Consider the following 21,185-nt stretch of genomic DNA (forward strand, 5'->3'; position numbering starts at 1 on the left):
TGAATAGAAAAGGCTATTTTAAATTATGAAAATCAATATGAGACAGCCTCTCTTTTTTTGTATCTTTTGGGTTAAACCCAAAAGGTCATGGATGTAACAGTAAAATTTTTAGGTGCAGCGGGCACAGTCACTGGTTCCCGCTATTTATTGGATCTGGGAGATTTTGAGTTCTTGGTCGATTGTGGTCTTTTCCAAGGAAGAAAAGAACTGCGGCGAAGAAACTGGGACAAATTCCCTATGCCACCTACAGACATGGAGGCTATTGTGCTTACTCATGCACACATGGATCATATCGGATGCCTTCCAAAATTGGTGAAAGATGGTTTTAGAGGGCCTATCTATTGCACAGCGGTGACTGCGGAACTTGCAAAGATCCTACTACTCGACTCTGGTAAGCTACAGGAAGAGGAAGCAGAGTATGCCCGAAAGAAAGGATATTCCAAGTATGAAAATCCGGAACCACTTTATACCGTAGAAGACGCGGAAGCTGTATTCCCCCTGTTCGTTCCCAAAGACTTCAAAAAGCCATTTTCAATACATCCGGCTGTGGAAGTGACGTATTACCATGCAGGTCACATTTTGGGAGCTGCCATAGTGAAAGTGGTGATCAAAGGCGATTCCCAAACCAAAAAGCTAGTCTTCTCAGGTGACCTGGGTAGATACCACGATCCTTTATTATACCCTCCTACCCTGATTCCGGAAGCAGATGTAGTGTGGATAGAGTCTACTTATGGCGACCGTGTTTCTACTCAAGTAAAACCTGAGGAAGAGCTGTCAAAAGCCATCAATGATGTGTTTTCAAGGGACGGACTGGTGATAATCCCAGCATTTGCTGTAGGCCGTACGCAGTTGGTTATGTATTATTTGTACCAGTTGGTGAAAAAAGGCAAAATCCCAAATGTGCCTATTTACCTGGATTCACCGATGGCAATAAATGTATCCAAACTTTACAAAGAATTTCATCAGGATCATCAGTTGATAGCTGTATTGGACGATACAGATCAGCATCCATTTCAGCATTCTCAGTTACATTATTTCAGAAAACAAGAACAATCCCGAACTCTAAATGATCTAAATGAAAAAGCTATTATCATCTCTGCAAGTGGTATGGCCACAGGAGGCCGTGTCCTTCATCATTTATTTCATCACTTGCCTAATGAAAGAAACGGAGTTGTTTTCGTAGGATATCAGGCAGAAGGAACTCGCGGAAGGCGTTTGGTCGATGGAGAGCCAGAGGTAAGAATATATGGACAAGAGGTCCCTGTAAAAGCTAAAATCTATAGCGTGGAAGGACTTTCAGCACATGCTGATCAAAATGAATTGTTGGAATGGGCTGAGGGATTCAGCGAAAAGCCAAAACTCGCTTTTATCGTTCATGGAGAAGAGAGGAGTGCAGGTATGCTATCCCAAAAACTTAAAGATGAATTAGGCTGGAATACCATCATCCCGAATTATTTGGAATCATTTATGCTGTTTGAGAAAATCTGATATGCAAGCGTATTTACTCTTGCCAAAACCTACTAATCGATCTACTCATGAATCAACTCTTTAGAATTCTATTCGCCTCAGTATTTACCCTCCTACTTTTCCAATGTGCTCCTTACCAACCCGAAGGTCAAGGTGTGGTCGGCTTAGTCACTTGGCAGGAAGGAAATCAAATGCCAATGATCACTGAAGAGCCAAAAGAAGGAAAGAAAGACAAAAGAGTAACTATAGGTGATCCTGTCAAAAGAACAGTTCGGGTCTATCCATTGATTAAAATCTCGGATGTGACTTTGGAAAATGGTTTGTTCCAGTCTGTAGCTGCCAAACCGATCACAGAAATCGAAACAGATGAAAACGGTGAATATTCCATCAACCTAAGCCCAGGACGATATTCCATCCTTACCGTAGAAGAAGGCGGCCTTTTTGCCAGCATATTTGATGGAGATGGAAATATACAGCCTGTGACTATTAAAGAAAAAGAATGGAAGTTACTTGATATCGTCATTAACTATAAGGCAGCTTTCTAGTTCTAAGCAATGCAAGCACAATTAAAAAGGTCTTCACTTGATAATAAAATTATATCGAGTGGAGACCTTTTCTTTTTAATCCTTACTTTCGACACAATAAAAAACAAAGAAATACGTGAGACTTTTTACAATCGTAAATAACTCATTTAAAAGCATTTAACTATTATCGAAAGTAGTAAGCAAGTCACTTTAGAAAAATAATTAACTTTTTTTCACTAACCCGCGCAACCATTTTTTCAATACGGGCATCTACCTAATTGAAAGCTAATTCAAATGTTCAGCAGAGTCAATTTTTCAACCGAATCAGGATTATTACAAGGATGCCTCCAAGGAGACAGAATGGCGCAGCGCCACCTGTATGATCAGTATTCAGGAAAATTCTTGGCCATCTGCATCCGATACCTAAAAGACCGGGAACATGCCGAAGATGTGATGATAGAAGGCTTTATGAAAATCTTTGAAAAACTACCTCAGTTTCAATCCAAGGGGAGTTTCGAAGGCTGGATGAAGCGAATCATCGTCACTCAAGCTCTCATGACGTTGAGAAGTCATCGTCATCTAATGATGGAGATCAACATGGAAAATGAAACTGAATATCAGGATCACAACTATGAGCTCAATCACATGGAAACTGAAGATTTGATGAGAATGGTAGAAAGCCTCCCGGTAGGATATCGGACTGTTTTCAACCTCTACGCAATCGAAGGTTTCTCACATCAGGAGATAGCAGATCTCTTGGGAATTACAGAAAGCACTTCAAAGTCCCAGCTGAATCGGGCAAGAAATACTTTGAAGGAAAAAATTGCCAGTCAAACACCAAAAGAAAGGAGAATCAATGGCTAAGGAAAAAAACAACCTCGATCAGTTTTTCAAAGAAAAACTAGAAAACCATACAGAAAGACCAAGCAAACTAGCCTGGGAAAGATTAGAAGCTCAGTTGCCTCAAAAGTCCAAATCCTATAAGGGGATCTGGTGGGCAGCCGCAGCTTCACTTACTATCCTGTTCACAGTTGGTTACTTGGTTTTGCGGGAAGGAGATGTGACCGTAGAAAAGCCAATGCTTGCTGATAATACCACTGAAGAAGTAATTGATACTCCAACTCAAACAGCAATAGCAGTACCAGCAGAAATTGAAACTGAGAAAAGCCAAAACGAACTTGAAAATCAGCAGGCAGCTGAGGAAACGAATACTAAACCAACTACTACCACAAAACCTGACTCCAAGCCTGCTGATACTCCTTCTAAAACTCAAAAACCTCAGTCTACTACTCCACAAAATCTAGTCGCAATGAACGAGGTAAAAAAGGAAGCAAAACAAGAATCAGCGGAGAAAGTAACAGCTCCTAAAATTGAAGTGGAGACACCTGAATTTAAACAAGCTGAACTTCCTCCTTTAGAATTGGAAAAAGCGGTAGCCGAAGCAACAGCGCCAGAAGTAGAGGAACCTGCTTACCGGGTAAAAATCTACTCCAGCGGGCTCAAAGAAGATCCAAAAGATAAAAATCTAATAGCCGAAATCGGCAAAACTGTAAACGAAGTAGAGGGCATATTGGGCAAAGTAGATCAGGGATTTGCAGACCTGCAGGATGCAAAAAACAATCTATTCGCATCAATCACCACCCGAAAAACTAAAGCAGAAAAGTAAACTTCACCAACTAGCATTAATCTACATTAAGATGAAAAAGTACATCCTATTATTTTGTTTGATGGCCATCGTGCAACTAGGCTTTGCAGGTATCATGCCATCCCTAGACCACAGCGTTGCAAGTGACAGCATCGTGGTAGAATTCGGAAAATCAGGCAGAATCGTGATCATGGTCGAAAGCAAAGAAGACTTTGAAAAACTAAAACTGATGAACATCAATCAGATCATCCGTGAGCTTGATCTGGAAGAAAATGCAGTCACAGGCGAAACAACAATTGTAGAGATCAAGAAGAAAGATGGCTCGTCTAGACAAGTGGTCAAAGTGACCGAAGATGGTGCCGAAACGGAAGTTTATATTGGGAATATGAGACTCTTGGTGGACGAATCGGGCGAAAACACCAAAGTTCGATTCGAACCCGGAATAAAAAGAAATTATGACCCTCCATTTAGGACATATTTCAATTTCGACCTGGGAATAAACAACTATTTAGAAGATGGGAAATTCCCGACCTCTGACAAACCATACGCTGTAAAAGGCTGGGGAAGCTGGAATGTGGGCATCAACTGGATGGCTGCACAGCGAATCAGCAAGGGATTCTACTGGGATTTCGGTCTAGGCTTCCAGTTTTACAACTTCAAATTTGAAAACAGAGACTATCAGGCAGTTCGCGGCGATGATTCCATAGACTTTATTCAGCGCACAGATGTAGATGGATTCAAAAGTAAAATAGCCACTACCTATCTCACCGCCATGACCATGTTGGAGCTTGACTTTGGAAAAATGAATGACAATGGCAAAAGAGGTGTGCGTATCGCTGCTGGCCCGTATGCTGGATATAGACTTGGCGGCCACTCCAAATATGTCTATCGGGAATTGGGAGGCTCAGGTCGTCAAAAAGACAAAGAAGACACAGGTCTTTACCTTCAAAACTTCAGGTATGGCGTTCGAGGTGAACTAGGAATAGGGAGAGTGAAATTCTTCACTACGTATGACTTAAACGAATTATTCCAGGAAGGTAAAGGTCCAGCACTTAATCCGATCACTTTCGGGATTGTATTTTAAATCCTCTGATTATACGAAATTTTGCCATAGGCCTTACTCTGTTTGTTTAACTGGCTGGGATACTGATGACGGGAGACAGGAGTACCGGCAAAACTAGTGTTGACCATGAATTAAGTCGCATTTTCCTTTTTACGAATGCCAGCTTAAACGGTCCTAATAAGGTAAATATTATTCTACAAAACTTTTAGAAAATGAAAACTATACTACTACCACTACTATTCTTTGTCCTTTGCCTAAGCCAGGCTTTTGCTCAGGGCGAACCCGACACGGTGATTTACACCAAGACAAAAGTCATCTCTGTTTTTGGAAACACCTGGTCTTATAAGCAAAAAGATGATGGGAAATGGATCCTAGACATTGAAGAGGATGATGAGGTGAAAATTAAAGATATCCATAAAAAACAACGATTCAATGCAGGTTTAGGATCAGAATTAGGGATCAACCAAGTCGCTCCAACTGATCAAATGCCAACAGTGAAACCATGGGGATCTTGGTACTATGCCATCAATATTTTAGGAACTACTAAAATTTCCCAAAACTTCCATTTACACTCGGACATTGGGGTAAACTGGTACAATTTCAAACTCGAAGACAGAAGTCTTATTGCTGTAAAAACTCCGGATGGGATCGTTTGGGAGGAATTCGCTGGACCGGGAACAGGCACAAAATCTAAAATCTCAGCTTCCTACCTCAACTTTACTTTGGTACCTACCCTACTTACAAACAACCAAAAACTCCGACTAGGACTGGGTGGATATGCAGGAGTTAGAATCGGTGGACGTGGTAAATTTGTTTACGACGATGAAAATGGCAAAAAGCAAAAGCAATTTGAAAAGTCAAATATGTACGTGGAAAACTTCCGCTATGGTCTACGAGGAGAAATCGGCGTCAGTGATGTGACATTATTCTTCAACTACGATTTAAACAACCTTTTCCAAGAAAATTTAGGCCCGGAAGTTCAGGCAATCAGCTTCGGAGTCACCATCAGATAAAAATCACAACTATGAAAAAATTCTTCAAATTATCGAGCGTGGCACTGGCCATGATGTTGATCTCCGTGGTCAGCTTTGCACAAAAAGTATTGGTAGATGCCAATAAAAACTACTCCAACATCAAAGCTGTGGAAGTCAGCGGAGGTTGGCTGGATGTATCCTATTTGGGCGGATCGGATTCGGATGTGAACGTGGAAGCTTTCCTAGAATCAACGAACGAAAATCAAGACATCATTTTCGTCACTGTGGGAGATGTATTGAAAATCTCCTATGAGCAAAGTTCCAATAATTCTTCTTGGGGAAACAACCGTAGCAAGGGCTATATCAAAATCACTGGCCCAATGAATATTGACTTGGATATGAAGAACTCCTCGGGGACTTTGACAGTGGACAAAGTGGTAGGTGATAAAACCAACCTGAGAGTTTCATCAGGAAAAATCACGGCGACCAATATCTCTGGCGATTTGGCGATCAAAGCTAGTTCCGGCTCACTTTATATAGACAAAGTTTCTGGTGACATAGACGCCGGTGTTACTTCCGGAAATGCTGAAATAAGCAATGTAGGTGGAAGTGTGGACTACCAATCCACCAGTGGATCTCTTGACGCCGACCGAGTTAAAGGACAATTAAGTGTGGCACTTACTTCTGGCAATGCAAAATTGAGCAACATTGGATCTTTGGGTTCAATGAAGTTCACCTCTGGAAATATTCGCGCCACCAATGCTGGGCTTAGTGGCAATACCAACTTCAACGGAACTTCAGGGAATTTCAAAATTCAAACCCCTTCAGATCTGAAAGCTTATAACTTTTCTTTGAAAGCCTCTTCAGGTAATCTAAGAGTTGGCGGCATCAACACCGGTAAAAACTTAGAAATCGACAACAATGCCTCTGAATGGGTGAAAGGGTCTATTTCTTCAGGAAATATCTCAATAGAAAACTAATCATTAGCTATACTAATCCGAAAAGGCCAATCCGCATGGGTTGGCTTTTTTTGTACTTGATTTTTTTTACCGTTGGGAGCACAGAAGGTATCAGGAAGAGAACAGGGATTATTAAACCATATTGGAATGGGGCTGAAAGCCACATATAAAAGAGCTCAGCCTGTTAGGGCTGGATCAACCAAGATCTAGTATGATTTAGATAGCTCTGAAAGAGCGCAATAATTCCTAAATGCTTTATTTAGCTCTTTCACAGCTGGAAATTTCAATCCATTAAAATCCCCAGCCCTATCGAGCTGGGCTAAAATATTAAGTGCTTTCAGCCCTTTGAAAAAGAAAATTCTAACAGGTTAATATTGTACCCTTTAATTCAAGTGGCTAGACTCTTGACTCTGATATCTTATGTCTAAGATCTCAATTCTCAATCCGGTCTTGACGCCAATCTGATAATTTCAGCATCCTCCTTATTGAGTTTCAGTAACTTTTTGATACGTTCTGGAGTTGGTTTTGCGACAGAAAAGAAGAAAAGCGCAACTGCAAATATCACATTGTAAATAGCTGAACCGAAAAAAAGCAATCCAACTGAACAGATCAAGGCAATTACAAAAAGCATCAAATACCTCTCCCGTGTTGCATTAGCGTAGATTTTTAGCTTTGCCAATAGTTCATCATCCTGAGAGACAACCTTCATTCTTTTTCTAAAAAGTAAAAATTGGGCAAACAAAAGACCTATTCCTGATCCATATAGAAGTTGGCCCACGAACAAGGGAAGCTCCGGGAGATTCCAAGTTATTTCTCCACTGGATTGATACAAATAAATCATCCCAAAAAGTGGTAAAACCAAGATCAGTAGGATCAAAATAAGTTGATCCAGGTTCTTATAAACCCTTCTGAATTCCTGATTTTCCAAGTTTGGAGTCTCCTTACTATTATCCAAATTACTCAATGGTGATCTTGACATCATCTGTAAGTGGGTGCCCTACACAGCAGAGCACATAGCCAGCTTCAATTTCATTAGGACTTAATCCAGCATCCTCATCCATTTTCACTTTACCGCTTATTAACCTTCCTCTACAAGCAGTACAAAGTCCACTTTGGCAGCTGTACGGCATATTCAAATCCTGAGAGAGGCCCGCTTCCAAAATAGTTTTATCCGGTGAAACGCTTACTATGGTCTCCTCACCATCTAAAACCACAGTCACATCTCTAGTCAATAATCCGCCAGTAATCCCGTGCGCGGCATCCTCATGTGCTTTGTCAGCAGCAGCAGAATAGAAGCTTTCCCGGTGTACTTTTTCGCTTGGCACACCCAATTCCTCCAACACAGCCACCACATTGTCCATAATTCCTTCTGGTCCACAAGCAAAATATTCTTTCTCAAACTCAGGATCTAACTCAGCTTTCTTGGCAAAGTCCGCGATACTTTCCTTAGTCAATCTACCCTTCATTCCTGTCCAAATTTCAGAGGGCTGGCTTAGATTGTGAAACACTTCCAATCGATCAGAATTTTTATCAACCAACGTTTCCAGTTCCTTTTTGAAGATAATTTGCTCTTCATTTCGGCTACAGTAAAGCAAAGAAACCTTGGAATTTGGCTCATTCACCAGCACAGATTTTAAAATGCCCATGATAGGTGTGATTCCACTACCGGCAGCTACCAAGAAGAAATGCTTCTTGTTTTTGGAATGAAAATCAGTGGTAAAATTCCCTAAGGGCTTAAGCACGTTGATGGTCTTGCCAGGAAAAACCCGCTCATTCAAAAAGTTGGAGAACTTGCCTTTTGGAACACGCTTCACAGAAATTCCAGGAAAAGGATCCACGTACGGCGAAGTGCAAAGACTGTAAGATCTACGCTGCTCTTTACCCTCAAAATCCATCACGAGCGTAAGAAACTGACCTGGCTTATATTCCAAAAACGGCTCCGGTTGCTCAAAATACAGGGTTACAGTATCTTCTGTTTCTCTTACTACCTCTCTCACTTTCAAAGGCAAAAACTGTGTTGTTTTTACCTCTTCCTTCTTTTTCTTAAATAAATTGAACATTCCTGGTTTGAGCTTTTATCTGTTTTAACGCTTGCAAAATTAACCCACAAAGCCAAATATTCTGGCTTGTGACTGATTATTTGCAACAGTTAACTGAGATTATGGCATAGTGGTTCGAATTAAATAGAGGATATTTCCCGAATTAGACCTTTTAAAACCCAACTTTTGGCTTCAAAAAATTAACTTTGCACCTTCCTAAAACCAAATTGATTTAAAGAGATGGAATTAAACGCATTGACCGCAGTGACCTCTGTTGATGGACGCTATGCTGGCAAAACTGCTCCGTTGAGAGCTTATTTTTCTGAATTTGCCTTAATTAAATATAGAGTTCACGTAGAAGTAGAGTACTTCATTGCGCTTTGCGAACTTCCATTGCCGCAATTAAAAGACTTTGACACCAGCCTGTTTGAGAACCTCAGATCAATCGTTTCGGACTTTTCTCTGGCTGATGCGGATACCATCAAAGCCACTGAGAAAATCACTAATCACGATGTGAAGGCAGTAGAATATTTCTTGAAAGAAAAATTCGATGTACTAGGGTTAGAGGCATACAAAGAATTCATTCACTTTGGACTGACTTCTCAGGATATCAATAACACTGCAACGCCGTTGATGCTGAAGGAAGGCTTGAATGAAGTGATCTTGCCTCAGCTTGATGCAGTGGTGGCTCGACTTCAAGTGTTGGCAACTGAATGGAAAGACATCCCAATGCTTGCAAAAACACACGGTCAACCCGCTTCTCCTACTCGTCTGGGCAAAGAAATTGAAGTTTTTGTAGTCCGACTGAAGAAGCAGCTTATTTTATTAAATCATATTCCCTATTCAGCGAAATTTGGCGGAGCTACAGGCAATATGAATGCGCATCATGTGGCTTATCCAGAATACAAATGGAATGAGTTTGCTTTCCAGTTCGTAGGAGAATACTTAGGACTTGAAAGAAGCTACCCTACCACACAGATCGAGCATTACGACAATCTTGCGGCTGTTTTTGATGGGCTAAAAAGAATAAATACTATTCTTTTGGATCTTTCTAAAGACGTTTGGCAGTATGTAGCCATGAATTACTTCAAGCAAAAAATCAAAGCTGGCGAAATCGGATCATCGGCGATGCCTCATAAAGTCAATCCAATTGATTTCGAAAATGCAGAAGGAAATCTGGGGATTGCCAATGCACTTTTGGAACACTTAGCTGCGAAACTTCCTGTTTCAAGACTTCAGCGTGACTTGACAGATAGTACGGTATTGAGAATCATCGGAGTACCATTGGGTCACATGCTGATTTCATTTGAGTCACTATTGAAAGGACTTGGCAAACTTGAACTGAACGAAGCTGCAATCCAATCAGATCTGGAGGAAAACTGGGCTGTGGTAGCAGAAGCAATTCAGACTGTGTTGAGAAGAGAAGGCTTCCCAAAACCTTATGAAGCGCTAAAAGACCTTACGAGAACGAATACTAAGATCACTGAAAAGTCAATTTCAGAATTCATCTCCAACCTTCCTATTTCGGACGAATTGAAGGCTGAGCTAAGTGTGATTTCACCATTTAACTATACTGGGATTTAATCGGATGTAGCATGCCCGATGTCGAATAAATCAAACTTTTTCAAAGGCTTATGGCTTCTAGATTAGTATTCTAATTTTGAAGCTATAAGCCTTTTTTATTAGATTCTCCCCCTTGGCTTATAACTATTTACAGACAACAAAACTTATTTTTTCACCAATTATGCCCAATGATTCGGCATATCTATGAATAGAATAAAACCTTTAATCTATTCGTTTGTACTTTTCTAATAAAAAAATGGTAAATTACTTTTATCAATAAAAATAAGCATTTCAAATTCCATTTAATGCTTTTTCAAATTAACACTCATAAAACATCAAACATTATGGCTGCTAGAAAAAAATTAGTTGATCCCGTTGCCAGTGCAACTGAAAGTTCGGCAAAAATCACCTCTTCCACACAGGAAGTGAAACTTGATTTGAATTCTCCAGAGTTAGTTCGTAAAAAAAGAGTTGACCCAGCAGATTCCTGATTTCACACAATTAATCTTGGGGCAAAAAAATCTCTGCCATCATGCAGCACACATTTCCTCTTATGCCGCGGTTCGTGTCTTCACGAACCGCACAAGCAAATTATATCCTTTATTCTCTGTGAGTTAAACTTCAAAATTATATTGTTTAAGCCACTATTCGTGTCTCCCGAAGAGTTATCAGCATCTATTTTTACTCTTCAATCTCACTTCATGTTTTCATGAACTGCATTTTAAAGCCTATCACCAATATGAGTTAAAAAGCGATGCTCATAAATACTTGACTCATAAAATTTAAACGATGAATATGGATAGATTTCTGGATCTGACGCTAGCATCCATTTCTTTTTACATGGATTATTATGAATGTAATCTAGTTTTTGATAGACAACAATTGGACTGTATAGTTCAATCGCTAATGAATCTCTTTGCCAGAATTGGTGCTCTTTATTAGCCAAATCAACTCTGAACTTATTTAGCAATTCAGAACTTTCCATTTTTAGCTTTTTCAGGAAAATATGACTAGTGAATTTTAAAAAACTAGCATGAGGTAGTTCCTTTCCATTCACCTTAGTATTTTCCAGTATCAGATGAATATGATTTGGCATAATCACAAAACCGTAAATTTTCAGACACTTTTTATCAACCAGGAAAGTCAAACTAGATAGCACAATCTCTTTGAAATCATTTCTATCTAATAAAGGAATCCAATGGTGGATAGTTGCTGTAAAAAAGTAAACTCTATTTATTTCCACAAAAGCAAAGAGTTATTAACACCTAAAAATCAGACTCCAATTTACATAAAAGCTCAAAAAAGTAATTGTGAATGTCACGGGATTTTAATCCGTGAGTGATGACACTCACGGCGGCTATGACACAATTAATCTTGGGGCAAAAAAATCTCTGCCATCATGCAGCGAGCACTTCCGCCGCCTAGCTTTTCAATGGTGGGGATGGAAGGACTGATGATGGTCGAGTATTTTTCAATCAATTGTATTTGCCCAACATTCAGAGAATCCAGCGCAGTTTCAGACATTACAGTAAATTTCTCTCCCCCATCATTTCCTACTTCCAGCATATTCCCGGCAAAGTGAAACTTTTGTTTTGGAGTAATAGGCACCACTTTTTTTCCAGCTTGAGTCAAAGATCTTTGTACAGATTGCTTTTCAGATGCTTTAGGAATACTGTCAAGGCAGACGATAGCCAAATCAGTCCCAACATGCATCATCACATTGGTGTGGTAGATTGGACTAAGTACTCCTTGGATTTCTTGTTTTGCATGAAATCCGACAATTTTATAACCCAAAAGTTTTCCCAAATAATCAAGAGGAACCCTATGAGTTCGCTCAGAAAAGCAAGCAAAAAGAGTTTTCGAATGATGATCAAAAACAATACTACCAGTCCCTTCTAAAAATTGCTCATCCTCTTCAAAAAAGCTCAAATCTATAATGTCATTTACTTTAAACTTGCGTTTCATCAAGTTTTCAATCAGGTCTTTTCTACGCTCCAGCCGTCTGATCGGCGAGTACATAGGATACAAAATCAATTTACCATCGGGATGTGTACTAAACCAATTATTGGGAAATACAGCGTCTGGCTTTGCTGGAATGGAAGTATCCTCCTCCACAATCACGTTTACACCTTGATCCCGGAGCATAGCTACAAAGCCATCAAATTCTTTCTGAGCCAGTGAGTTGATAAGTTCAGCAGACCTACCATCTGATTGTTGATAAAAGTTACTTCCGGCAGTTTCGGGGTTAAACCCAAAGTTTGCTGGACGAACCATCAGAATAGTAGACGTAGTCTGCATAGGCATTATTTAGCGCTGTATTTATAAAGAACGGGATCCAAATCGAATCGTTTTTCACTTAAGGTAAAGTATGCTTTTCCACTACGTAAAAAGCCAATGGCCTCACCTTGTGGTTCTGGTGAGTAAGGAAGTTCTGTCGGCTTTCTAATCATGGCCTCAGCTATTGATTCTCCACTGTTTCTCTTCCAATAATAGATTGCCAGATAATTTTTCACCAAAATCTGGCTTCCATCAGCCGAGATATCAGCAGCAGTGGAACTAGTGAATGGCAGCTTAATCAACTCTTCCAGCTCATCCTGCCCCCCTCCAAATTTATCTGCCGCAAGGCGATAAAGAGTATTGACACTATCACGCTTTGAGATAATAAAGATATCTCCAGAAATCGGATCAACCATAAGTGACTCTGCATCCCTAGCTCCTCCTGGATATTTGATGACTCTTTTTTCAGGTAAAACCCGGGTCGTTGAAGTTAGCTGAGTTGGCTCTGCAACTCTGTAAATTACGATTTCATCGTGCACAGCATTATTATCACCAATTTCACCAACATAAACATATGATTTACCATTTGGCCCGGGCCCAATTGCAATATCTTCCCAGTCTCTATTTTTGGTCTCTAGAAATTCAATCTTCCCTACATTTTCACCCAAAGAATCCAGCAAAAACACAGCTGCCTCTCCTCCACTGTCATTGTGTACATACATCAAATCGGGCAGATTTCGACCGCAAGCCAAGCCTGAAATTTCGTCTAATCCCTTGTCAGATAATGTGGCAATGGGCACTCCTTCTCCAAAAGTGGTTACTATTTCTTCCTGAGCACTTACGCAAGAATAAGAAAAAAATAAAACGAGGACTCCTGCAACTATTTTCATATGGCGATTCTATCTATCGTCTAAAAGTAAATAAAATGCAGTGCAGCTCGACAATTAACGGGAGTCATTACTGATTATTTTTATATTAGACCTCTTCTAAAAAACATACGTATGGATCCGATTTTAAAGAAAATGACTTGGAAGGATGGCATGAACATCCAAGTTTGGAACTGCCCAGATGAACTTGAATATCTAATAGGTAGCTGGAAAACGGACGGTTTAATGGATTCCAGCAATAGCCCTGACTTTATGCTGGCTTTTGTACAGACCGAACAAGCAGTAAAAAAATACTTTTTCGAAATGCAGGCTCTTGCTCCAGACGATCAACAGATTTGGCTTGCCTACCCTAAAGGAACCTCCAAGCGATATAAAGCTCAAATCAACCGAGATTCAGGCTGGAAATACCTGGGTGAGTTTGATTATGAAAGTGTACGACAAATTGCCATCAACGAAGACTGGTCTGCTTTACGCTTTCGCAAAACAAAGTACATGAAGGTCATGACTCGAAAGTTCAGCGTAAAGGACCAAAAGTAAAAATGCAGTTTCCGGATCAACCCACTTTTTAGATAAGAGCAGACTTCAAAGCCTAATTGCCCTATCGATGTAAAAAAAGTAATAAATCATTCGAAAAATTAAGTCTCTGATTTTGAATACAAAAACAACACACACAGTAAAAACATATAGTTTTTCCTGATAGTAGTTTGGAATAATTGGAATAGCCTCCTACATTTGCATCACCAATTCGGAACAAGCTCCGAATGAAACACAAAATTCCTCCTTAGCTCAGTTGGTTAGAGCATCTGACTGTTAATCAGAGGGTCCAAGGTTCAAGTCCTTGAGGAGGAGCTACTAAATAGCCTTCAGTTAATTCTGAGGGCTTTTTTTTGTTTTGACCAAAATCATTGAATTCAAAATTCACTTAAAAACCTGCTGTTTTTTCATTGAGGGGTTACACTAGAGTTGCTCTAATAGAATCAATTACAAAACACAGCACCTGCCTCCTTGCATTATTATTACCCCATTTTTACAAAACTGGTTTTCCGCTCTAGGATTTCACGGCTACCTTTACTGCTCACCTAGCTTGAATCGCCTTGAAGTATCTAGCTCTTTTTGTCGCCGCCATTTTGGTACTAGCATCCTGCAGCTCCCCAGAACCTATTGAAATCTCCTTAGTTCCTTATCTGCTCAGATAAATACTGGAAGCGGTCAGTTTCACCTGAGTGCCAAAACCCAATTACTCGTTGAAGATTCAGAAGCTTTTCCGGAGGAAGTTGCATTTTTTCAATCCATGATGGCTCAGGCCCTTGGCCAAAAACTCACTGATGCATCCGGCGAAAATGTAATAGAAATCAGAAAATCTGGAGAAAATGAAACTCCAGAATCCTACCACTTATCCATCTCTTCCGACAAAATACTCCTGGAAGCCGGAGATGCAGAAGGTATATTTTATGGAATGATTACCCTCCGACAACTTCTTCCATCAAACATAGAGTCCGGGGAAGCAATGGAAGAAATCAATTTACCTGCATTAGAGATCAAAGACCAGCCACAATACGACTGGCGTGGAATGCATCTGGATGTTTCCAGACATTTCTTTTCTATGGACTACCTACGTCGCTATGTGGATCTATTGGCTTTATATAAGCTGAATAAGCTTCATTTACATCTGACTGATGATCAGGGATGGAGAATCGAAATAAAAAAATACCCAGAACTCACCGAGCAAGGAGCCTGGAGAACATTCAACGATCAGGATTCCATATGCATGGACAAAGCCATCGAAGACCCAAGATTTGCTTTGGAGCCAAAACATCTTGAAGAGCGGAACGGCAAACTTCACTATGGTGGTTTTTATACTCAGGAGGAGCTTCGTGAATTTGTCAGTTATGCTCAATCAAGGCATGTTGAGATCATTCCTGAGATTGATATGCCAGGACATATGATGGCTGCGATTGCGATTTACCCTGAGCTTGCCTGCAATGGGGAAGCTGCTTGGGGAGATTTGTTTTCTACCCCACTTTGCCCTGTCAATGAAGAGGTTTATACGTTTGTTGAAAATGTTCTAACAGAAGTAATCGATATTTTCCCATCAAAATACATCCATATCGGCGCGGACGAAGTGGAGAAAAAGACTTGGGAGGAATCAGCTGCAGCCAAGCAATTTATGAAGGATAATGGCATGCAAAACGTCAATGAATTGCAGTCCTATTTCGTAAATAGAGTTTCCAGCTTTCTTCAACAGAATGGCAAAGAAGTGGTAGTTTGGGATGATGCCATGGCAGGTGGAATAGACCCAGAGCTGAAGGTGATGTATTGGAGAAACTGGGTGGCTGGAGTACCGGATCAAGCTGTAGAAAATGGAAATGAAGTAATTTTGACTCCTGGAGATCCATTCTATTTCTCATCACCCAATTCCAAACTTTTCGATATTTACAACAAGCCGTTGGTAGGCAGCAAGTTTCCAAAAGAGCTTTCACATAAAATCAAAGGCATACAAGCTTGTCTTTGGACTGAAACGATCCCGTCAGAAGCCTTGGCCGACGCCATGCTTTTCCCAAATGTTTTGGCACTCGCAGAACGAGCTTGGTCTTACGAATCAACTCAGGAATGGGATTCATTTAAAACCCGTCTTAAAAATCAACTTCCTCGACTGGAGCAGTTAGGTGTGAAGTACGAGTACAATCCTTCCACGAAACTGATCCCTTTTATGAATGTGGATACCGAGGCGAAGCAGATCGGAATCACACTGGAGAGCGAAATCAGTCAGCCTATCATTTACTATACAACCGATGGGACTGAGCCATCAACTGCATCTAATCTGTATAAGGGCGAGTTCTTTGTAAAAGGAAGTGCCTCAATCGCCGCAGCGGTTTTTCAGGATGGAAAAATCACCGAACCAACACTTCACAAACAGGTAGATTACCATCAGGCAATTGGGAAGTCCGTGGAGTACCACAAACCTTGGAACAAATCCTATCCTGCCGGAGATGCAGGTAGCATGACTGATGGCTACAGAGGAGGGGAATCCTACAATGACGGCATTTGGCAAGGATTCACAAATGATTTTGATGTGACAGTGGATATGGGTGAGAAAACTCCCCTAAATTCTATCTCAGCTACCTTTATGCAGGCGGCAGGTCCAGGTGTTTTTATGCCTGAATACCTGGAAGTTTCTATTTCTGAAGATGGTGAAAATTTTGAATCCGTACTTCGAATCGAAAATGATATTCCAGCCACAGAGAAGCAAAAAGTGGTCAAAGATTTCAAAGGTTCTTTGGAGGGAAAAGAGGCTCGATTCATCAAAGTAGTTGCACCAAATGTGCAAAGGGGCTTTCTCTTTGTGGATGAGCTGGTGATTAATTAGACATATTTAAAAAGTCAAAAACCCAAGACAATGAAATTCCTCTTAGCCATATTCTGTATTTTTCAAATACCCAACCTTTTTGCACAGGAAACAATTGTCTATGAAGGTGGAAAAGAAGGGCATGCGACATACAGAATCCCGGCAATTGTTGACTTACCAAGCGGCGAGCTTTTGGCTTTTGCCGAAGGCAGAGTCAATGGGTCAAATGACTATGGGAATATCAACCTCGTGCTCAAAAGAAGCGAGAATAAAGGCAAGACCTGGTCGCCTCTCCAAACGATTGTTGACTATGATGATTTGCAAGCTGGTAACCCTGCACCAGTTGTGGATCTTTTGGACCCAGCTTACCCGAACGGCGTGGTGTACTTATTCTATAACACCGGCAACAACCATGAGTATGATATCCGAATGAATAAGGGAGTTCGCGAGGTTTGGATGATCCGATCACTTGATTTGGGCCATTTTTGGGAAGAGCCGGTAAACATCACCAGCCAAGTTCACAAGCCAAATAACCCAGCTTTCAATGCTGCATACACCAATCCTGCAGACTGGAGGCATTATGCAAATACTCCCGGCCATGCCTTTCAATTCCAAAATGGAGCATATAAAGGAAGGATCTATGCAGCTGCAAATCATTCCCAAGGCGATGCGCAGGATGAGTTCAAAGACTACCAGGCACATGGTTTCTATAGTGACGACCATGGTAAAACCTTCAAAATCTCAGAATCAATCAAATTTCCTGGTTCTAACGAATCTATAGCGGCAGAACTTCCGGATGGCAAAATGATCATGAGTACGCGTAACCAACGAGGCGATATTCGCAGCAGAATTCTTGCCTATTCTGAAGATGGAGGAGCCACTTGGTCTGAGCAATACTTTGAGGAAAGCTTACCTGATCCTGTTTGCCAAGGTTCTATCCTATCTTTTGATGACGAAAGTGGAAACACAATTCTCGCTCATTCCAATAATGCGGATACGGAAGACCGAAATAATCTGACTTTGAAAATCAGCAAAGACCTAGGTAAAACTTGGCCAGATTCTATCCTGATTGACAGAAAAGACGTTCCCAAAGTAAAAACTTGGACAGCTTACAGTGATTTGGTTTTACTTGATCCCCATACTCTTGGCATCCTTTTCGAGCGAGATGATTATAAAGAGATTGTTTTTAAGTGGATGGGATGGGAGAAGTAGTCTCAAATCAAAATCTCCGGAAAAACGTAAATGTCAAGTACCCAATATTAAACTCTTACCATTTGAAGCGCTTCATCTTACTCCTTTTTATACTTGCCCCACTTTTCCCCCAAGCCCAAATCGTTTGCAGCCTTGAAAGCCGTGAAAAACTGGAAGGCTTTTTAGCCAAACTTTCTGAGGGAAACTATTCTGATCAGTCTCCAAATGAACTCAATATAGAAATTGGAAAGTGGTTTCTTCAGACTCCTTATGTGGAAAAAACCCTGGAACTTCCTGGTGCCGAAAAGCTTGTCATCAATCTCACTGGAGTAGACTGTACTACTTTTTTGGAGACAGTTATAACGATGACCCGACTTGCAGAAGGAGGAAAATTCACTTTTGAAGTTTTTGAAAGGGAATTGGAAAAACTCAGGTATCGAAACGGAATGAATGAAGGTTACTCATCACGCCTACATTACTTTTCGGATTGGATTTTTGAAAATGAGCAAAAGGGAATTTTGACGGATGTTACCAAGGAAGTTGGGGGATCACCTTATGCAAATGCTCCCTCTTTTATGTCTGAAAACCCGCAGCTTTACAGGCAGCTAAGTGAATCCGAAAACTTGGAAGCCATCAAAGAAACCGAATCAAAAATTGAAGAACGTGGGTATTTCTATATTCCAAAGACCGAAATAGCCGCTCTGGAAAAGAACATCAAATCAGGAGATTTGATCGCCATCACCACTTCCATGTCTAATCTGGATATTGTGCATACGGGTTTCGCAATAGAGAAAAATGGTAGAATACATTTGCTTCACGCCAGTTCCAAAAACAAAGAAGTGGAGATTTCCGAAAAACCGCTGAGCGACTACCTAGCCGGAAACAAAACCCATTCAGGGATTATGGTGGCCAGAATAACAGGAAAATAAGTAAATCCTAATTTTAACTCATTGGAGACCCCTGTGCTTTCTAATCCAAGACAGTTGCAATGATCCTCAACGGCCCACCACTTCCACCTTTGATTTTCATAGGAAGTGCTATCACGTAAATCCCTGTTGGTGGAAGCAAATCCAAATTGGCCACATTTTCAAAACCAGGAATCTGATTTCCCATCAAAGCTTGGTGTGCTGCGAAGTCTTTGGATTGCCCATAATCCAAACTTGGCGTATCCAAACCCACAGCTTTAACATTTCGAGACTTTGCCAACCAAAGCGCTGTTTCAGGTTGAATTCCTGGGAAATGAAGTTCTGGAATCGCTTCAGTCCCTGTCTTGGCCGTGCCAAAATACTTTTCCCGATCTGGATAAAACTTACCATAGCCTGTGTGAAAGAAAACCATGGCCTGCTCAGGAATTTTACCATGCTCTGCTTCCCAACTTAGGATGGCTGCTGAGTCAACCAAGTAATCCCTATCGGCCAAAGCCAATTCACTGACATCTATCACCACTGCCTCACCAGTCAATTTGGAAAGCGGCAGTTCATCTACAGTTTCTCCTTTTTCATAAAAATGTATAGGTGCATCCAAGTGCGTACCTCCATGTTCGGGAGTTAAAATCGTGTAAGATGAATAATAATATCCCAAGTCAGTCACGCCTTCCGCATCCACTCTATGCTGAAAACCATCTGGATTATTCGGCCAGTACAAGGTGGTAGAATCAAATGCATAGGACAAGTCTATCCATTGTGGGTTTGCAAAGGGATCTGATTGCGTAGTGGAAACCGATTTTTCTTGCGTGCAAGCTCCTAATATCCCAAGACTCAAAATGAAGAAGATCTTCTTTGACACTCGTACATGCTCAAAAAATTTCATTTGCTGATTCGTTTAGTTTCCTTCAATTTAAAAATGAAATACTGAAACTGACATAGGCAAGCTGGAAAAATCTATACGACCTGGGGATATACTTGCCGTTTGACTTTCAACTCAATCTTAGGAAGGCTGGATGTGAGATTTGCAGTTGAGAAAAATGGAAGCTTTCATTTGATGCTCTCAAAACCCAACTATTGAAAGTCAAAAACATCAGACCATTGACTTAAGGAATTTCTATTCCGTCGTAAGCCTGGAAAGAAAATCGAAGCATTAAACAAATCCATAAAACATTATTATTCAATAATTTATAGAACAATAAACTCTGACTGAAAAGGGAATAACAAAACACGTTTTCCACAAATCCCCTTCTGTTTCCCCATGTCTAGAAAGTACATATTCTCAAAAGACTTTTCATTAAAAAAATAGCCAAATAGGTAAGCTAAAAAGATATCCCATTTTGAAAACCCGGTCTCTGGCTGGCTTATTGGATGAATAACTAATAAAAAATATCATGAATACCGAAAAACAAAAAGTACTAGTTATCGGTGCTAATGGAAGCACTGGAAGAATCGTTTGTAATCTTCTACATAACTCACCAAAGTACCAGCCAATAGCAATGATTAGAAAAGAATCTCAGGCTAAGCACTTCGATAGTAATGGAATAGAAACCATATTGGGGGATTTGGAAAAAGATTTTGAATCCGCATATAAAGGAATAGATAAAGTCATTTTCGCAGCTGGATCTGGAGGTTCCACTGGACCGGAAAAAACTCAGGCTGTAGACAAAGAAGGTGCGATGAAAAGCATTGACCTAGGCAAAAAAAATGAGGTGGATAAATTTGTAATGCTTAGCTCAATGGGTGCTGGAAATCCGGATAAAATGAAAGATTCTCCAATTCACCCCTACCTGGTAGCCAAGCATAAAGCAGATCAGCATTTAATTAAAAGTGGCTTGAATTTTAGCATCGTACGTCCTGGAGGACTTACGGATGATGCGGGAACAGGTAAAATTGAAGCGGCAGAAAGTCTGGGCAAGCGCGGAAAAATTTCTCGAGAAGACGTCGCCAAGACATTGGTTACTGTGCTAGAATCTGAAACTGCAGCTGATGCTTACTTTGAAATTATAGCAGGTGAGGAAAAAATCGATGTTGCTTTGGAGCATTTGATGGCGTCTCATTCCTAGTACATGTAGAATAAATCTAGAGTAAAGGCTTCCCGATTGGGAAGCCTTTTTTGCATCATCTATTTGAGGATATATTCTGCTAATAATCCTTGTATCCTATAATCTCCACTTATTTTCGTTGAGTTAATGCTAACCCTTCAAATTTGAGAATCCCACCTTTTTTATAGGGGGAAAGGTTTTTTTCAAGCTATAATTAGGAAAAATTTTATCACATGCATTCATTCAGATGTAATTATTTACCAGCTAATATTTCCAAAAACA

At 40.5% G+C, this 21,185-nt stretch carries 20 protein-coding genes and 1 tRNA gene; 15 read left to right on the forward strand and 6 right to left on the reverse strand.

Translation table 11 applies throughout. From position 1 onward, the window contains the following. Nucleotides 1-87 precede the first annotated feature (87 nt). The 7 genes from AACZ87_RS20525 (at nucleotide 88) to AACZ87_RS20555 (ending at nucleotide 6,653) form a co-directional block, all read left to right on the forward strand. Nucleotides 88-1,488, forward strand: a complete 1,401-nt coding sequence (locus AACZ87_RS20525; RefSeq protein ID WP_339869954.1) for an MBL fold metallo-hydrolase — start codon at nucleotides 88-90, stop codon at nucleotides 1,486-1,488. A 47-nt stretch (nucleotides 1,489-1,535) separates the two neighbouring features. After that, nucleotides 1,536-2,012 carry a carboxypeptidase regulatory-like domain-containing protein gene (locus tag AACZ87_RS20530; protein WP_339869955.1) on the forward strand — a complete coding sequence of 159 codons (477 nt, stop codon included), beginning with the start codon at nucleotides 1,536-1,538 and terminating at the stop codon, nucleotides 2,010-2,012. Between the two features lie 273 nt (nucleotides 2,013-2,285). Then, nucleotides 2,286-2,855, forward strand: a complete 570-nt coding sequence (locus tag AACZ87_RS20535; protein ID WP_339869956.1) for a sigma-70 family RNA polymerase sigma factor — start codon at nucleotides 2,286-2,288, stop codon at nucleotides 2,853-2,855. Then, nucleotides 2,848-3,657, forward strand: coding sequence for a hypothetical protein (locus AACZ87_RS20540; protein WP_339869957.1), 810 nt, complete (start codon nucleotides 2,848-2,850; stop codon nucleotides 3,655-3,657). The genes AACZ87_RS20535 and AACZ87_RS20540 overlap by 8 nt, the downstream gene beginning before the upstream one ends. 31 nt (nucleotides 3,658-3,688) lie before the next feature. Then, complete coding sequence (locus AACZ87_RS20545; protein WP_339869958.1) at nucleotides 3,689-4,720, forward strand: hypothetical protein; 1,032 nt, start codon at nucleotides 3,689-3,691, stop codon at nucleotides 4,718-4,720. Nucleotides 4,721-4,911: 191 nt separating this feature from the next. Next, nucleotides 4,912-5,712 carry a hypothetical protein gene (locus tag AACZ87_RS20550; RefSeq protein WP_339869959.1) on the forward strand — a complete coding sequence of 267 codons (801 nt, stop codon included), beginning with the start codon at nucleotides 4,912-4,914 and terminating at the stop codon, nucleotides 5,710-5,712. An 11-nt stretch (nucleotides 5,713-5,723) separates the two neighbouring features. Further along, entirely contained in the window at nucleotides 5,724-6,653 is a 930-nt protein-coding gene (locus AACZ87_RS20555; protein ID WP_339869960.1) for a DUF4097 family beta strand repeat-containing protein, read from the forward strand. 418 nt (nucleotides 6,654-7,071) lie between these two features. Here AACZ87_RS20555 and AACZ87_RS20560 read toward each other — a convergent pair whose 3' ends face one another. Both AACZ87_RS20560 and AACZ87_RS20565 read right to left on the reverse strand, forming a co-directional pair. Next, on the reverse strand, nucleotides 7,072-7,614 hold the full coding sequence (locus AACZ87_RS20560; RefSeq protein WP_339869961.1) for a hypothetical protein: 543 nt from the start codon (nucleotides 7,612-7,614) through the stop codon (nucleotides 7,072-7,074). Continuing rightward, nucleotides 7,589-8,692 (reverse strand): ferredoxin--NADP reductase, encoded by a 1,104-nt coding sequence (locus tag AACZ87_RS20565; protein WP_339869962.1) that lies wholly within the window; start codon nucleotides 8,690-8,692, stop codon nucleotides 7,589-7,591. Before AACZ87_RS20565 ends, AACZ87_RS20560 begins: the two co-directional genes overlap by 26 nt. A gap of 219 nt (nucleotides 8,693-8,911) precedes the next feature. On the opposite strand from AACZ87_RS20565, the gene purB reads away from it, so the two are divergent. Both purB and AACZ87_RS20575 read left to right on the forward strand, forming a co-directional pair. After that, nucleotides 8,912-10,255, forward strand: coding sequence for an adenylosuccinate lyase (purB, locus tag AACZ87_RS20570; protein ID WP_339869963.1), 1,344 nt, complete (start codon nucleotides 8,912-8,914; stop codon nucleotides 10,253-10,255). 323 nt (nucleotides 10,256-10,578) lie between these two features. Further along, the gene (locus tag AACZ87_RS20575) at nucleotides 10,579-10,725 is read left to right on the forward strand and encodes a hypothetical protein (RefSeq protein ID WP_339869964.1); all 147 of its coding nucleotides are present in this window, start codon (nucleotides 10,579-10,581) and stop codon (nucleotides 10,723-10,725) included. 230 nt (nucleotides 10,726-10,955) lie between these two features. Here AACZ87_RS20575 and AACZ87_RS20580 read toward each other — a convergent pair whose 3' ends face one another. The 3 genes from AACZ87_RS20580 to AACZ87_RS20590 form a co-directional block, all read right to left on the reverse strand. Next, nucleotides 10,956-11,477, reverse strand: a complete 522-nt coding sequence (locus AACZ87_RS20580) for a transposase (protein ID WP_339869965.1) — start codon at nucleotides 11,475-11,477, stop codon at nucleotides 10,956-10,958. Between the two features lie 125 nt (nucleotides 11,478-11,602). Next, nucleotides 11,603-12,538, reverse strand: a complete 936-nt coding sequence (locus tag AACZ87_RS20585; RefSeq protein ID WP_339869966.1) for an arginine deiminase-related protein — start codon at nucleotides 12,536-12,538, stop codon at nucleotides 11,603-11,605. Next, the gene (locus AACZ87_RS20590; protein ID WP_339869967.1) at nucleotides 12,538-13,401 is read right to left on the reverse strand and encodes a hypothetical protein; all 864 of its coding nucleotides are present in this window, start codon (nucleotides 13,399-13,401) and stop codon (nucleotides 12,538-12,540) included. Before AACZ87_RS20590 ends, AACZ87_RS20585 begins: the two co-directional genes overlap by 1 nt. 111 nt (nucleotides 13,402-13,512) lie before the next feature. On the opposite strand from AACZ87_RS20590, the gene AACZ87_RS20595 reads away from it, so the two are divergent. The 5 genes from AACZ87_RS20595 to AACZ87_RS20615 all read left to right on the forward strand — a co-directional run bounded on the left by AACZ87_RS20595 (nucleotide 13,513) and on the right by AACZ87_RS20615 (nucleotide 18,864). Beyond that, nucleotides 13,513-13,935 carry a hypothetical protein gene (locus AACZ87_RS20595; protein ID WP_339869968.1) on the forward strand — a complete coding sequence of 141 codons (423 nt, stop codon included), beginning with the start codon at nucleotides 13,513-13,515 and terminating at the stop codon, nucleotides 13,933-13,935. Nucleotides 13,936-14,173: 238 nt separating this feature from the next. Then, nucleotides 14,174-14,247: transfer RNA gene (locus AACZ87_RS20600), tRNA-Asn, on the forward strand. A gap of 343 nt (nucleotides 14,248-14,590) precedes the next feature. Further along, nucleotides 14,591-16,765, forward strand: a complete 2,175-nt coding sequence (locus AACZ87_RS20605; protein ID WP_339870018.1) for a family 20 glycosylhydrolase — start codon at nucleotides 14,591-14,593, stop codon at nucleotides 16,763-16,765. Between the two features lie 30 nt (nucleotides 16,766-16,795). After that, a complete protein-coding gene (locus AACZ87_RS20610; protein WP_339869969.1) occupies nucleotides 16,796-17,956 on the forward strand; it encodes a sialidase family protein in 1,161 nt (386 codons plus the stop codon). 62 nt (nucleotides 17,957-18,018) lie between these two features. Continuing rightward, nucleotides 18,019-18,864 carry an N-acetylmuramoyl-L-alanine amidase-like domain-containing protein gene (locus tag AACZ87_RS20615; RefSeq protein WP_339869970.1) on the forward strand — a complete coding sequence of 282 codons (846 nt, stop codon included), beginning with the start codon at nucleotides 18,019-18,021 and terminating at the stop codon, nucleotides 18,862-18,864. A 40-nt stretch (nucleotides 18,865-18,904) separates the two neighbouring features. Here AACZ87_RS20615 and AACZ87_RS20620 read toward each other — a convergent pair whose 3' ends face one another. Beyond that, the gene (locus AACZ87_RS20620; protein WP_339869971.1) at nucleotides 18,905-19,744 is read right to left on the reverse strand and encodes a cyclase family protein; all 840 of its coding nucleotides are present in this window, start codon (nucleotides 19,742-19,744) and stop codon (nucleotides 18,905-18,907) included. A gap of 508 nt (nucleotides 19,745-20,252) precedes the next feature. Between AACZ87_RS20620 and AACZ87_RS20625 the strand changes: the two genes are divergently transcribed. Next, nucleotides 20,253-20,924, forward strand: coding sequence for an SDR family oxidoreductase (locus AACZ87_RS20625; protein ID WP_339869972.1), 672 nt, complete (start codon nucleotides 20,253-20,255; stop codon nucleotides 20,922-20,924). The last annotated feature ends 261 nt before the right edge of the window (nucleotides 20,925-21,185 follow it).

The sequence above is a fragment of the uncultured Algoriphagus sp. genome (assembly GCF_963974365.1).
Classification (GTDB): Bacteria; Bacteroidota; Bacteroidia; order Cytophagales; family Cyclobacteriaceae; genus Algoriphagus.